Below are 13977 nucleotides of genomic sequence, written 5' to 3' on the forward strand. Positions count from 1 at the left end.
GCCGGGATGGCTGTTAAAAAACACACCAGGGTAAAAAGCCCCAGTGGAGTAAAAAATAATTCCAGACAGCAGATATGGCAATGGTGCTATTGTGCCGCCGGGAACCCCAGACTCGACCAATAATCGAGCACTACGTTGACCGTTTCATCGATACTTAATGCGGACGAATCGACCGTTTTGGCGTCAGGCGCCGCTACCAGCGGCGCATTGGCCCTTGTGCGGTCGCGCGCATCGCGCTCTCGCATGTCTTCCAATAAGCGCATAAGGTTAGCAGAAAACCCCTTTTCCTTCAACTGCTTACAACGTCTTTCCGCCCGGGCCCGGACATCGGCTTCCAAAAATATTTTCAAGGGAGCATCAGGAAAGACGACGGTGCCCATATCGCGCCCGTCGGCCACCAGGCCGGGTGCTAGGCGGAATGCACGTTGCCGCTCCAGCAAGGCGCATCGCAGTGGAGGATAGGCCGCAATCTTCGACGCCAGATTCCCGATGTTTTCCTGCCGGATCAGGCTGGCTACATCGATTCCGGACAACATTACCCGGTCCCCCTGGAAGGCGACGTCCAGGTCGTGTGCCACCTGTGCCACGGCAATCTCGTCATCGGGATCCACCCCTTGCTGCTGGACCGCAAGTGCGGTAAGACGGTATAGCGCGCCGCTATCCAGGACGACCCAGCCCAGAGCCTCGGCCACACGATGAGCGATCGTGCCCTTGCCGGAAGCCGTGGGACCATCGATGGTAATGACCGGGATGCGGGTCGACGACGTGTTCATACCTGCACCAAGCTCTGGAAGACCGAGAAAAATTCCGGGAATGTCTTGCTGACGCAACCGGGATCAAGAATAGTGACGTGCACCGGCCCGAAAGACGCCAACGCAAAACACATGGCCATGCGATGATCATCGTAGGTTTCTATGCTGGCAGCCTTCCAGCGCGATGGCTGCATGGGATGAACCCGTATCCAGTCGGGTCCGGACTCCACCGAGGCCCCCAGTTTTTCCAGCTCCGTATGCATGGCGTGTATCCGGTCGGTCTCCTTGACGCGCCAGCTGCCGATATTGCGCAATGTGCAGGGGCCGTCGGCATACAGGGCCAGCATCGCTGCAGTCATGGCGGCGTCCGGGATAAGGTTGAAATCGCGGTCGAAACTTTTGAGCTTATCGCCACGCGCGACGAGAACTCCCCGCACTTCGATCGACTGCGCATGGCGGATAACCGTCGCGCCCATCGCTTCGACAACATCGGCAAATGCCATGTCGCCCTGTATGCTTTGCGAACCTGCGCCGTGGATATGGATGGGCCCGCCGCCTATGGCGCCCAACGCCATGAAATACGAGGCAGTGGAGGCATCTCCTTCGATTTGCATACGGCCGGGCGTTCTGTAGCGCGAACCGGCCGGAATGGTGAAGCGGGTCCAATCCTGCCGCTCGACCTGCACGCCGAACTGCGCCATCAGATTCAGCGTGATCAGAATATAAGGTTTGGAAATCAGTTCGCCTTCCACATCGATAACCACGTCGTCCGATGCCTGGGCTGCATACAGCGGGGCAGCAAGCAACAACGCCGTCAGGAATTGGCTGGATACCGCGCCTTTTACGACCACCGGCTTGCCGCCATGGATTTCGCCCTGGCCGATACGCAACGGCGGATAGCCGGCATTGCCTTCATAGCGGATATCGGCGCCCAGGTGGACCAAGGCTTCCACAAGGTCGCCAATGGGTCTTTCGTGCATGCGCGCGACCCCCGACAGACGGTAGTCGCCGCCCATCAGCGCCAGCGCCGCCGTCAGTGGCCGAAATGCCGTGCCGGCATTTCCCAGGAAAAGATCCGCCTGACGCACGGCAAAAGGAATGCCGCCTTGAACCTCGACCTGGGCGGGACCGGTTTCCTTGACCACCACGCCGAGTTGGCGCAAAGCGGCCAGCATGACGCGTGTGTCATCGGAATCAAGCAGCCCTTCCAATTGGGTCGCGCCCGCCGCCATGGCAGCAAGCAGCAGGACGCGATTAGAAATACTCTTCGAGCCCGGCAAATGCATTTGGCCCGCAGCCGCGCTTACCGGTGCGAGATCCAGACTGCGACTTGTCGTCATGTCAAACCACTCCTGCTGCCCCAGAATCGACGGGCCAGCGCCGCGCGTTCCAGAAAATTCTCAAGTTCTTCACCATCGGCATCTTGCAGCGCCTGCTCAGCGCGACCTAGCGCCGCCTTGACTTCCTGGAGTTCGGCCAGTACCGCCGCGCGATTCGCAAGAAATATATCGCGCCAGACTTCAGGTGAGCCAGCGGCGATCCGCGTGAAATCGCGGAAGCCGCTTCCGGCCAACGCCATCCGTATGTCTGAGTCGTGCGCCGTGGCAACCTGCCACATGAAGACCGACGATAGCAAGTGCGGCACGTGGCTCACCGATGCCAGCACCGTGTCGTGGACCCGCGGATCCATGGCCATGACACGGGCGCCACAAGACTCCCAGACTCTCGTGAGGTAGGATTTTGCCGCGTTTGTGTTTTCGTCCAGCGGCGTCAGCACAACAGTGCGGCCTCGGTAAAGTGACGCCACGGCCGCTTCGGGGCCTGTATTTTCCGCACCTGCTATGGGATGACCGGGTATGAATTGCCCGATTTTCGCACCCAGGGCGGTGCGTGCGGCCGCCACCACGTCGGCCTTGGTGCTACCGGCATCAGTAACAATGGTGCCAGGCCGCAGGATAGGCTTAAGACGTGACAAGATCGTTTCTGTGGCACCAACGGGGGTGGACAGAAAAAAGAGATCTGCCTGGTCTGCGGCACTTTCAAGCGTGACGGCTTCGTCGATCAGGCCCAGCTCGCAGGCCCGCGCCAGCGTCGCGGGCTGACGGCCCACTCCTAGCACGCGCCCCACGGCGCCACAATTTCGCAGTGCCGCCGCGAATGAGCCGCCGATAAGGCCCACGCCCACAATAGCCAGTACGGGCACCAATGGCGTGGCTGGCGCTGGCCTTCCAGCATTCATGAGAACGGAACAACCTTGCTGACCGACCTCTTACCTGCGCGATGGAGGATTTCACTATTCATGCAAAGCTCGATTACTGACTGGGATATGAGCCCAGAACTTTGAAAAAGGCGACCTGTTTCTTAAGGTCGGACAACGCCTGGGCGACAGCCGGCTCGTTGCGGTGGCCTTGCAAATCGACGTAAAAGTAATATTCCCACTGGCCGGTACGCGCCGGCCTGGATTCCAGACGCGTCATGGACACCTTGTTGGCCGCAAGCGGCGCAAGCATGTCGTACACGGCACCCGCCCGATTCGGAACGGCCAGAATAATGCTGGTTTTGTCGTTTCCGCTGGGCAGTGTCTCGATGGCGCCGACGGCGAGGAACCGGGTCCGGTTCTGCGGATCGTCCTGTATGCCGGAAGCGACAATTTGCAAGTCCCACGCCTGCGCAGCACCGGCGCCGGCGATGGCCGCCACGGTGGGATCCTGGGATGCGATGCGCGCTGCTTCGCCATTGCTGGAAGCCGCATCGCGTGCGAGCTTCGGGTAGTGTTGCGTCAGCCATGCCTGGCACTGTGCCAAGGCCTGAGGATGCGCCATGACGCGCGTCACACCTTCGAGCGATCCCGACTGCGACATCAGATTGTGATGGATCTTTATGGAACGCTCGCCCAATACCTTCAGGGGTGAATTCAAAAGCAGATCAAGCGTACGATTGACGGCACCCTCGGTGGAGTTCTCGACCGGTACCATGCCGACGTCCGCCTGACCTGCCTCAACGGCACGAAAGACCTCGTCGAAAGAATCGCAGCGCAACCGGGTCACGGCATGACCGAAGTGTTCAAGTGCCGCCTGCTCGGAAAACGACCCTTGCGGACCCAGGTAGGCGACCGTAAGCACGCTTTCCAGGCCACGACAGGTGGAAATGATCTGAGTCCAGACCGCGTCTATGGCCTGCTCTGTGAACGGCCCCTTGTTCAGGGCCTGCAAGCGGCGTATGACCATTGCCTCGCGCTCCGGCTTGAGTACCGGCCCTTCAAGATCGAAGTCCTGTTTAACCTTGCCGACTTCCTGCGCCGTCATGGCACGCTGGTTCAGAAGGTCCAGGATTTGCTCGTCCAACGCATCGATCTGGTGACGCAAAGGCAACAAACGGGCTTGTAAAGAGTTATCCATGTCGTTGTGCGAAATTCTGCATATATGAAATAAGGGCTTGAACGCCTTCCATGGGGACCGCGTTGTAAATGGAGGCACGCATGCCTCCGACGCTTTTGTGTCCTTTAAGCTGCATCAACCCGGCGGCATCCGCCTGGGCCAGAAATTCATGGTTCAACGACTCGTCGCGCAGGAAGAACGGCACATTCATGCGCGAACGGTCCGGCGCATGGACGGTGCTGAGATAGAAATTTGCGGAATCCAGATAGGAATAAAGCGCTTGTGCCTTGGCCATGTTGGCGGCCTCAATGGCAGCCACGCCACCCTGCTTCTTCAACCACTTGAAGACCAGCCCCGCCACGTAAATAGCATAGGTCGGAGGCGTATTGAACATGGAATCCGCGGCGGCGACATTGCTGTAGTCAAAGGCCGAAGGACACACCGGCAAGGCATGCCCGAGAAGGTCTTTGCGAATAATGACAACGGTAACGCCTGCCGGCCCCGCGTTCTTCTGAGCACCCGCATACACCATGGCCGCCTTCGAAAAGTCGATGGAGCGGGACAGAAAGTGCGAAGAAGCGTCGACCACCAAGGGAACATCGCAGGCGCCCAATGCGGCCAGGTCGGGCCAATCGGGGAACTCGACGCCGCCTATGGTCTCGTTGCTGCATAAATGCAGATAAGACGCGTCAGGACGGACCTTCCAGGAGCCGACACTGGGAAACCAGGTCCATGGCGCCTGGGTCGCGCCATCCAGTTCCGTTGCATATCCACTGGACGCTGCCACGGCGATATCCCCATAGCGCTGCGCTTCCTTGTGCGACTTGCTGGACCATATACCGGAAAGTATATAGTCGGCCTTGCCCGCCCTACCGCGAGCGATCAGGTTCAAGGGAACGATCGCGTTTTCCGCGGTGGCCCCGCCCTGCATGAACAGGACTTCATAGTCCGTCGGTATGGCAAGCAGCTCGCGCAGGTCGGCTTCAGCTTCGTCGCGTATCTGGGTGAACTGCCTGCCCCGATGGCTCATTTCCATTACCGACATGCCGCTGCCATGCCAATCGGTCATTTCCGCAGCCGCTTGCTGCAGCACTTCAAGCGGCAGTGCCGATGGGCCTGCCGAAAAATTCCATGGGCGCATCAATTGTCGTCCTTCGTGACATCGTCACTGCCATCGACGTCCGGATGATCCGATTCATCGGCATCATCCCCGAGATCGTCGGTAGCGATATCGTCCGCGTCCGCCGCTTCCAGACCTGGTGTGCCATCGACCAACTGGGCCTCATCGGAATCCGCCAGCTCGTCATCGGTATCGGCGTCGCTTTCAACAACGCGGCGCACACCTTGCAACACGGTGTTTTCGTCAACGTTGATCAGGGTGACACCTTGTGTGGCACGACCCATTTCGCGAATTTCGGAGACACGCGTGCGAACCAGCACGCCACCAGTGGTAATCAGCATGATTTCGTCGGTCGGTTCGACCAACACGGCTCCAACCACCTTGCCGTTGCGCGCGGAAGTCTGGATGGCAATCATGCCTTTGGTACCTCGGCCATGGCGCGTGTATTCCGTTATGGAAGTACGTTTGCCGAACCCGTTTTCGGTAGCCGTGAGCACGCTTTGTGTTTCATCGCCCGCCACGAGCATGGCAATGACCGACTGATTTTCTTCCAGCATCATGCCCCGCACACCGCGTGCGGTCCGGCCCATGGGCCGGACATCGTTTTCGTCGAAGCGCACCGCCTTTCCCGAGTCCGAAAAGAGCATGACATCGTGCTTGCCATCGGTAAGATCGGCGCCAATCAGGTAGTCGCCCTCGTCGAGCGCGACAGCAATAATGCCTGCCTTGCGGGGATTGGAGAAGTCGGACAGCGGCGTCTTCTTGACGGTGCCGCGCGACGTTGCCATGAAAACATAGTGGTCATCACTGAATTCCTTGACCGCCAGAACCACCGTGATTTTCTCGCCATCGAGCAGCGGGAACATGTTAACGATAGGACGGCCGCGGGAACCGCGTGAGCCTTGCGGAACTTCCCAGACCTTGAGCCAATAGAGCCGGCCGCGGTCGGAGAAACAAAGCAGGTAGTCGTGCGTATTGGCGATGAACAACTGGTCTATCCAGTCGTTCTCTTTCATGGTGGTAGCCTGTTTGCCCCGGCCGCCGCGTTTTTGCGAGCGGTATTCGGACAAAGGCTGGCTCTTGATGTATCCCGACTGCGACAAGGTAACCACCATGTCCATCGGGGTGATCAGGTCTTCGGTGTCGAGTTCGGTGGCATTGTGCTCGATTTCGGAGCGGCGGAAATCCTTCGCGTTGGTCGAGAATTCGAGCTTGATGGCAAGCAGTTCATCGCTGATGATGGTAGTGACGCGTTCGGGACGGGCCAGAATGTCGAGCAAATCGGCGATGGTCGCCATGATGTCTTTATACTCGCCGACAATCTTGTCCTGCTCCAGGCCGGTCAAGCGTTGCAGACGCATGTTCAGGATTTCCTGGGCCTGCACATCACTGAGCCGATACAGACCATCGGCCTGCAGGCCGAATCCCGTCGGCAGTGTATCGGGCCGATACGCTGCCTGACCGCCAGGGGTGTCGCCTTGATCCGCGCGCGACAGCATTTCGCGCACCAGCGATGAATCCCAGGTGCGCGCCATGAGATCCTGACGCGCCACTGGTGGCGTGGGTGCAGCCTTGATGATGGTAATGAAGTCGTCGATATTGGCCAATGCCACGGCCAGGCCTTCCAGCACGTGGCCGCGCTCTCGTGCCTTGCGCAATTGAAAAATTGTGCGCCGTGTGACAACCTCGCGACGGTGGAACAGGAAGTACTCCACCATTTGTTTCAGGTTAAGCAGACGCGGCTGGCCATCGACCAGCGACACCATATTCATGCCAAAGGTGTCCTGCAACTGCGTATGCTTGTACAGATTATTCAGTATGACTTCCGGCACCTCGCCACGCTTGAGTTCGATGACCAGACGCATGCCGTCTTTGTCGGACTCGTCGCGGATATCGGAGATACCCTCGATTTTCTTTTCGTTGACCAGCTCGGCAATGCGTTCCTGCAGAGTCTTCTTGTTTACCTGGTAAGGAAGAGCGTCAATGACAATGGACTGCCGATTGCCTTTCTCCATGTCTTCGAAGTGTGTCTTGGCGCGCATGATGACGCGGCCGCGGCCGGTCCGGTAACCTTCTCGCACCCCTGACATACCGTAGATAATGCCGCCGGTGGGAAAGTCGGGCGCCGGTATCAGTTCAATCAGCTCGTCTATTGTGCAGGTCGGGTTGCGAAGACAATACAGACACCCTTCTATTACCTCGGACAAATTGTGCGGGGGAATATTGGTGGCCATGCCTACGGCAATACCCGAACTGCCATTGACCAAAAGATTAGGCAAGCGCGAAGGCAACAACAGCGGTTCTTGTTCGCTGCCATCGTAGTTCGGACCGAAATCGACGGTCTCTTGGTCGATATCGGCGAGAAGTTCGTGCGCGATCTTGGCCAGGCGGATTTCGGTGTAACGCATGGCGGCGGCGTTATCGCCATCGATGGAACCGAAGTTACCCTGGCCGTCGACCAGCATGTAGCGCAGCGAGAAATCCTGTGCCATACGAACGATAGTGTCGTAGACGGCGGAATCACCATGAGGATGGTACTTACCGATAACGTCACCGACAATACGCGCCGACTTCTTATAGGCCCGGTTCCAGTCATTGTTAAGTTCGTGCATGGCAAACAACACGCGCCGGTGCACCGGCTTCAGGCCGTCCCGGACATCCGGGAGGGCTCGCCCCACGATCACGCTCATGGCGTAATCAAGATAACTGCGGCGCATTTCCTCTTCCAACGAAATTGGAAGGGTCTCCTTGGCAAAGGAATCCATAGATTGTCTAAAGCTTAAAAATCGTGAAACTGGACCGATGACGGGCGAATGGGAAATTCTAACACTTGCGTCTATGGCTACGCCCTAGCGACAACCCAGTGGGCCCAGGGCCTTGATTTTTGCCCGCGGTCGATGATCGCTACATATAGCAGCTGGAGAATTGACCGGCGGCCCCAGGGCAATGTTGGTAAAAACCAACATTAAAAGGGGAGATAGCGTAGAAATCCTGATATCTGAGCCATATGCGCAGTGGAGGCTTAACTAACCGCCCAGAAATGCCGTAAGATTCGCCCTAACACGCATGAAACCCAGCGCAATACTATTAACCCATAGCGTTGCTATACTGGCTCCGTTTTCTTGATATGCGGCGGGGGTTCGCTGCGGTCACTTACCAGCATTAAGCTCAACGAGGAGAAACATGAACAAACCCTCCAAAATCGCACTAGCACTCGCCATTGCAGCCACTTCGGCTTCTGGTGCAGTTTCTGCGCAAACTGTCGATAACTGGCAAAATCCGTTCGGCGACGTTTGGAAAAACGGCACCAACGAATTGTGCTGGCGCGACAATTTCTGGACCCCAGCTACCGGCATCCCCGGCTGCGACGGCGTACCAGTAGCGCAAGCTCAGGCTCCAGTGGTTGCTCCTACATCAACCAAAGTTGTGTTGAATGCTGACACCTTCTTCGATTTCGACAAAGCCACACTGAAACCAGAAGGTCGCCAGATTCTTGATCAGGTCGCCGCACAAGCCGACACGATCAATCTGGAAACACTGATCGCAACTGGCCACACCGATTCCATCGGTACTGAAAAGTACAACCAAGGTTTGTCCGAGCGCCGTGCCAATACGGTCAAGAACTACCTGGTTACCAAGGGCATTCCTGCTGATCGTATCTATGCTGAAGGCAAGGGCGAGTTGAGCCCCGTCGCCGACAACAAGACTCGTGAAGGCCGCGCACAGAACCGTCGCGTAGAGATCGAAATCGTTGGCGTTCGGAAGTAATACTTCAATGTAATACTTGCTTGCGTTAAACGCTACAATAAGGGCTCCGCATTGCGGGGCCCTTATTCATTGACGGACAAGCCTATGATTACGCGCTGCCCTTGCCTCACCCTTTCAAAGCACGCCTCGGGTCGCTCATGAACGCCACTGCAAATTCCACAACGACACACACCCCCAACGTCGACCAGGCCGAGCTCGACAAGTTCAGCGCGCTGGCCTCACGCTGGTGGGATCCAGAAAGCGAATTCAAACCGCTGCACGCCATAAATCCTCTGCGTCTCGATTGGATTCAGCAGCACACCAGTACTCTCGTCGACAAAAAGGTGCTGGACGTCGGCTGCGGGGGCGGCATTCTGGCTGAAAGCATGGCCAAGGCAGGAGCCCAGGTCACAGGCATCGACCTGGCGGAAAAATCCCTCACGGTAGCGCGACTGCATGGGCTGGAATCAGGCGTACCTGTTACGTACCAGGCCGTCAGCGCCGAACAGATGGCTACAGAGCACGCTGGCGAATACGATATCGTGACCTGCATGGAAATGCTGGAACACGTGCCTGATCCGGCATCCATCGTCCAGGCCTGTGCGACCCTGGTAAAACCGGGTGGCTGGGTATTCTTTTCCACGCTGAATCGTAATCCGAAGTCTTTCCTGTTTGCGATCGTGGGAGCCGAATACGTGTTAAGGCTATTGCCACGCGGCACACATAGCTACGAAAACTTTATCAAACCCAGCGAACTTGCCGCTGCAATTCGACAGGCGGGGTTATCCACCACCGACCTGGCGGGCCTCGAATACAACCCGATCACCGATCTCTACAAGATTTCCCGAGACACTTCCGTCAATTACCTCATGGCCAGCCGCCGCGAGAACTGATCCCATGCAAAAACTTGTCTTGTTCGATTTCGATGGCACGTTAGCCGACACCGCACCGGATCTGGCTGCAGCTGCCAATAAACAGCGCGAGCGCAAAGGATTGCCTCCCCTGCCCCACGAAACTTTCCGGCCTTACGCTTCGCACGGCGCCCGCGGCCTGCTGAAAGTGGCGCTCGATATTGCGCCTGGCGATCGCGACTACGAGACCTGCCGCCAGCAATTCCTGGAAGACTACGAGCAAGGCATGACCACGCTCACCACGTTGTTCTCTGGAGTCAACGAGCTTCTGGGGGCGCTGAAGGACGAGGGCTACGCATGGGGAATAGTCACCAACAAGATGGAGTACCTGGCTATTCCGTTGGTGGTGCACCTGGGCCTGTTCACTGAATGCGCAGTTACTGTGGGCGGCGACACCACCAGCCACACCAAGCCACACCCGGCACCATTGCTCCACGCTGCCAAGGAAACCGGCTTCGCACCGGCCGATTGCATTTATGTGGGCGACGACGAGCGCGATATCATTGCCGGCAAGGCCGCGGGCATGGCAACTATTGTCGCGGCCTACGGATACTGCGGCAAGGAGACTGCCTTGCACACCTGGCAGGCCGACGCCATAGCCGAATCACCGCTGGATATTTGGCCCGCCATTCAGCGCTGGGCTGTCCGGTAAACAAGCCATGAAGGCTGGATGCACCGGAACCTTCCGTTGCAGTGTGGCTGAAATCATCACGACTGCACTACGGTAAGCGGTTTATCTTCGGAAGAATACGATCCAGCCGCAGTAAATAGTACGTCTGTCGACGAGTTCAGGGCTGTCTCGGCCGAGTCCTGCAGTACGCCAATAATGAATCCCACTCCCACAACCTGAATTGCAATATCGTCGGAAATCCCGAACAGACTGCACGCCAGCGGTATCAGCAACAACGAACCACCTGCCACACCGGATGCGCCACATGCGCAGACCGTTGCGACAATACTCAGCAAAAGAGCCATCGGCAGGTCTACCACAATGCCGAGCGTGTTCACCGCTGCAAGCGTGAGCACCGTAATGGTTACGGCAGCTCCAGCCATATTTATGGTGGCTCCCAGGGGTATGGACACCGAATACGTGTCCTCGTGCAAACCCAAGCGCTTGCATAAGGCCAGGTTCACTGGGATATTGGCCGCCGAGCTACGCGTGAAAAAGGCTGTTATCCCGCTTTCACGCAGGCAAGTAAAGACGAGTGGGTAGGGATTGCGACGCAGCTTGGCAAAGACGATCAGGGGGTTTACGACCAGTGCCACGAAAGCCATGCATCCCAACAGAAGAGCCAACAAACGCGCGTAGTCGAACAATGCGCCGAAACCGGTATTGGCTATTGTGGAGGCAACCAGCCCGAAGATGCCTATGGGCGCAAGGCGGATGACGATTTTGACAATAAACGATATGCTGAGCGATAAATCGGCAATGACGTTCTTGGTGGCGCCATGCGCATGACGCAAAGCAATTCCTATTGCAATTGCCCAGGCCAGGATGCCTATATAGTTGCCATTGGCCAATGCCCGGATGGGGTTGTCCACGATATTCATAAGCAAAGTGGTCAATACATCACCAATATTGCCGGGTGGACTCAACTCTGCCACCCCGCTCTTAAGCTGTAGTGTCAATGGGAACAGGAAGCTGGCAATCACGGCTACTAAAGCGGCGGCGAACGTACCGACGATGTAAAGAATAAGAATAGACCCGATACGGGTCTTTTCACCTCGCTTGTGATTGGCGATGGATGCCGCCACCAGCACGAACACCAGGATCGGTGCCACCGATTTCAAAGCACTGATGAACAGCTCACCCAGTAACTCGACGTATTTCGCGGCGCCCGGAAAAAAGTATGCCAGCAGCACTCCTAAAATCAGGCCGGCCAGGATCTGCGTCACCAGGCTGCCGCTGCTCACAAATTGCACCAGGGGATTTTGCCTTGTCGGGCCACGACTCATTACCAACTCCAGAATGAGGCCCTGCGGCCTGCTTAATAAACGGTGCCTGCACTTCGTAAGCGGTGTCGTGGAATCTCCGACAGTCGTAGAGCGGCATTGCGCTGAAATAGCGTCATCCATTCACGCAATGTGGTGAAAAGAACTCTGAAACAGGCCGAGGGATTTTACCATCGCTGCAACACTGGCCATTTGAAGTGAAAACTTGTATAATTGGTTTTCTGGGGTCGATCCGGCTTCGACGTGGGTCGCGAAACAGAGTAGGGCATGCCGAGCACCAGTAAGCTCGTAAATCCACTGGAACACTACAAACGCCAACGACGAGCGTTTCGCTTTAGCCGCCTAGTGCGGTAAGCCGCTGCACTAATTTGTCTTTGGGTTAGGTAGGGTAAAACCTACAGCAGCGTCATTTACAAAGAATCGGATCTTGCTGGGTCACTCAGCCTGCTCTTAAATTAATGTGAATCGCCAAGGAAGGGCCTGTCGGTTGGCATGATCCAAGGTTAAAACTCAAAATGAACCGAATAAGCATGTAGAACTGCCTGCAGAGGGCTTGCGGACGCGGGTTCAATTCCCGCCGACTCCACCAGTATTCAAATCCCAACCTTAATCGGTTGGGATTTTTTTTGGCTGAAGCGCCAGTGTTAGCGGGGGTTGGCGGTTTGGCCTCTTGAGCGCCGATCACTACATTTCCCGCTTTAGCCGGGTTTCCTGCAATTTCCGCTCTCCGTTCTCTCTTTGTCTCTTGAGCGTTCAACAGGCCGCCTCTAGGCTTTATGCGGGTTTCAGGGCGTCGGATTTGGTTTATAGGCTGGTACAAAGAAAGCGACTGGATTAGAACTGCGGTGATATGATCGCAGCGTGCATTGATCCGGAGTTCGCAGTGGCAAGCAATAGAAAATCAGAAGGCTCTCAGTTTGTAAGTTGGTTCGGTCCGCTATTGAATGCGCTTCGTAATTTAGGCGGCTCAGGCTCCCCGGACGAAGTGGTGGAGCAGATCGCCGCCGAGCTTGGGCTCTCCGATGAAATACAAAATGAACTTGTCCCGTCAGGCCAACCGAGATTTCGCAATCAGGTTGCCTGGGCTCGATTTTATTTAGCCAGGGAAGGCTTACTCGACTCCTCCAAGCGCGGAGTTTGGAGCCTGACCGAGCGCGGACGAACTACAAGCTTGACGCTCGAGCAATCGCACGAAATATTCCGTCGCTGGGTAGCGGTCTTTCAGGCACAGCGGCGCGCGAAGGCCGCTGAAGAAGAGTCACTTGCAGAGCAAGTTGCAGAGGAGACTGGAGTCCCGTCGAATGACTATAGGGTGGTTGTCCTTGAAATGCTCCGGTCGCTCTCGCCCGCCGGATTCGAGCGCTTGTCACAGCGTATCCTGCGCGAGGCCGGCTTTACTCATGTTGAAGTGACCGGCCAGAGCAATGACGGCGGCATCGACGGGCACGGCACACTGCAGATCAATCCTCTTGTGTCCTTCAAGGTCTTATTCCAGTGCAAACGCTACACAAATTCTGTAACGCCGTCGCTGGTACGAGATTTTCGCGGGGCAATGGCGGGCCGTGCTGACAAGGGCATCATTATCACCACCGGCTCATTTACTACCGAAGCGCGCAGGGAAGCGAATCGTGATGGCGTACCGCCCATTGAGCTTGTTGATAGTGAAAAACTCATCAACATGCTTGAGCACCTGGAGCTAGGCTTGCGGCCGATCACCACCTACGAAATAGATAACACTTTTTTTAACGAATTTTCTGCCTGACGCCCACTGCCGCATGGCAACTTGCGATTTCTCCTGGACTTAACCTTTCTCTTTAGTTACAACGTAACTAAACGTGTATTTTATAAAAATAAATCACAAGAGGTCGAGAATGGAATTGAAGCGCTGCGTAACCGAGCCACTACGTAAGGACTTGTCTATAAACGAGCTATGGCACGGAACCGATAACGGCCTCATTGCGTGCTGGGAAAGAGGCAGAGAGGTCTCGTCAGAAGTTCCTGAACTAGCCACGAGAGCACGCATGGGCCAGCTGGTCCCTTTGCCATGGAAAGGTGGTGTTGAAAAGGTCATAAAAACGAAATCCAAAATGGGGACCCTCAGATACTTGGCCATGTGG

Annotated in this window: 11 protein-coding genes and 1 other RNA gene; 5 read left to right on the plus strand and 7 right to left on the minus strand. The window is 56.6% G+C overall.

Annotation, left to right across the window (positions count from 1 at the left end; all coding sequences use genetic code 11):
* Positions 1-86: 86 nt before the first annotated feature.
* From cmk to gyrA, 6 genes are all read right to left on the minus strand, one after another.
* A complete protein-coding gene (gene cmk / locus CR155_RS05735) occupies positions 87-773 on the minus strand; it encodes a (d)CMP kinase (protein ID WP_102069031.1) in 687 nt (228 codons plus the stop codon).
* Positions 770-2092, minus strand: coding sequence for a 3-phosphoshikimate 1-carboxyvinyltransferase (gene aroA, locus CR155_RS05740; protein ID WP_102069032.1), 1323 nt, complete (start codon positions 2090-2092; stop codon positions 770-772). Before aroA ends, cmk begins: the two co-directional genes overlap by 4 nt.
* Positions 2089-2991 carry a prephenate dehydrogenase gene (locus tag CR155_RS05745; RefSeq protein WP_102069033.1) on the minus strand — a complete coding sequence of 301 codons (903 nt, stop codon included), beginning with the start codon at positions 2989-2991 and terminating at the stop codon, positions 2089-2091. The genes aroA and CR155_RS05745 overlap by 4 nt, the downstream gene beginning before the upstream one ends.
* Positions 2992-3064: 73 nt before the next feature.
* Complete coding sequence (gene pheA, locus CR155_RS05750) at positions 3065-4150, minus strand: prephenate dehydratase (RefSeq protein WP_102069034.1); 1086 nt, start codon at positions 4148-4150, stop codon at positions 3065-3067.
* Positions 4143-5270, minus strand: a complete 1128-nt coding sequence (gene serC / locus CR155_RS05755; protein WP_102069035.1) for a 3-phosphoserine/phosphohydroxythreonine transaminase — start codon at positions 5268-5270, stop codon at positions 4143-4145. Before serC ends, pheA begins: the two co-directional genes overlap by 8 nt.
* On the minus strand, positions 5270-8014 hold the full coding sequence (gyrA, locus tag CR155_RS05760) for a DNA gyrase subunit A (RefSeq protein ID WP_233213925.1): 2745 nt from the start codon (positions 8012-8014) through the stop codon (positions 5270-5272). The genes serC and gyrA overlap by 1 nt, the downstream gene beginning before the upstream one ends.
* A gap of 418 nt (positions 8015-8432) precedes the next feature.
* On the opposite strand from gyrA, the gene ompA reads away from it, so the two are divergent.
* The 3 genes from ompA to gph all read left to right on the plus strand — a co-directional run bounded on the left by ompA (position 8433) and on the right by gph (position 10559).
* Positions 8433-9017 carry an outer membrane protein OmpA gene (gene ompA / locus CR155_RS05765; RefSeq protein ID WP_102069036.1) on the plus strand — a complete coding sequence of 195 codons (585 nt, stop codon included), beginning with the start codon at positions 8433-8435 and terminating at the stop codon, positions 9015-9017.
* Positions 9018-9154: 137 nt separating this feature from the next.
* A complete protein-coding gene (gene ubiG, locus CR155_RS05770) occupies positions 9155-9889 on the plus strand; it encodes a bifunctional 2-polyprenyl-6-hydroxyphenol methylase/3-demethylubiquinol 3-O-methyltransferase UbiG (protein ID WP_102069037.1) in 735 nt (244 codons plus the stop codon).
* A 4-nt stretch (positions 9890-9893) separates the two neighbouring features.
* Positions 9894-10559: a phosphoglycolate phosphatase gene (gph, locus tag CR155_RS05775; RefSeq protein ID WP_102069038.1), complete on the plus strand. Its 666-nt coding sequence runs from the start codon at positions 9894-9896 to the stop codon at positions 10557-10559.
* Between the two features lie 56 nt (positions 10560-10615).
* Here gph and sstT read toward each other — a convergent pair whose 3' ends face one another.
* A complete protein-coding gene (gene sstT, locus CR155_RS05780; protein ID WP_102069039.1) occupies positions 10616-11863 on the minus strand; it encodes a serine/threonine transporter SstT in 1248 nt (415 codons plus the stop codon).
* A 220-nt stretch (positions 11864-12083) separates the two neighbouring features.
* Here sstT and ssrA point away from each other — a divergent pair.
* Together ssrA and CR155_RS05790 are read left to right on the plus strand one after the other, a co-directional pair.
* Positions 12084-12449, plus strand: a transfer-messenger RNA (tmRNA) gene (gene ssrA / locus CR155_RS05785).
* A 294-nt stretch (positions 12450-12743) separates the two neighbouring features.
* Positions 12744-13622: a restriction endonuclease gene (locus CR155_RS05790; protein WP_233213927.1), complete on the plus strand. Its 879-nt coding sequence runs from the start codon at positions 12744-12746 to the stop codon at positions 13620-13622.
* The last annotated feature ends 355 nt before the right edge of the window (positions 13623-13977 follow it).

The organism is Pollutimonas nitritireducens (assembly GCF_002849615.1).
GTDB classification, from domain to species: Bacteria; Pseudomonadota; Gammaproteobacteria; order Burkholderiales; family Burkholderiaceae_B; genus Pollutimonas; species Pollutimonas nitritireducens.

What these genes read in the sequence shown, in the direction of transcription:
- pheA (WP_102069034.1), bottom strand. Translation starts at nt 4,150, where the DNA reads ATGGATAACTCTTTACAAGCCCGTTTGTTGCCTTTGCGTCACCAGATC.
- sstT (WP_102069039.1), bottom strand. Translation starts at nt 11,863, where the DNA reads ATGAGTCGTGGCCCGACAAGGCAAAATCCCCTGGTGCAATTTGTGAGC.
- gyrA (WP_233213925.1), bottom strand. Translation starts at nt 8,014, where the DNA reads ATGGATTCCTTTGCCAAGGAGACCCTTCCAATTTCGTTGGAAGAGGAA.
- CR155_RS05745 (WP_102069033.1), bottom strand. Translation starts at nt 2,991, where the DNA reads ATGAATGCTGGAAGGCCAGCGCCAGCCACGCCATTGGTGCCCGTACTG.
- cmk (WP_102069031.1), bottom strand. Translation starts at nt 773, where the DNA reads ATGAACACGTCGTCGACCCGCATCCCGGTCATTACCATCGATGGTCCC.
- serC (WP_102069035.1), bottom strand. Translation starts at nt 5,270, where the DNA reads ATGCGCCCATGGAATTTTTCGGCAGGCCCATCGGCACTGCCGCTTGAA.
- ubiG (WP_102069037.1), top strand. Translation starts at nt 9,155, where the DNA reads ATGAACGCCACTGCAAATTCCACAACGACACACACCCCCAACGTCGAC.
- gph (WP_102069038.1), top strand. Translation starts at nt 9,894, where the DNA reads ATGCAAAAACTTGTCTTGTTCGATTTCGATGGCACGTTAGCCGACACC.
- ompA (WP_102069036.1), top strand. Translation starts at nt 8,433, where the DNA reads ATGAACAAACCCTCCAAAATCGCACTAGCACTCGCCATTGCAGCCACT.
- aroA (WP_102069032.1), bottom strand. Translation starts at nt 2,092, where the DNA reads ATGACGACAAGTCGCAGTCTGGATCTCGCACCGGTAAGCGCGGCTGCG.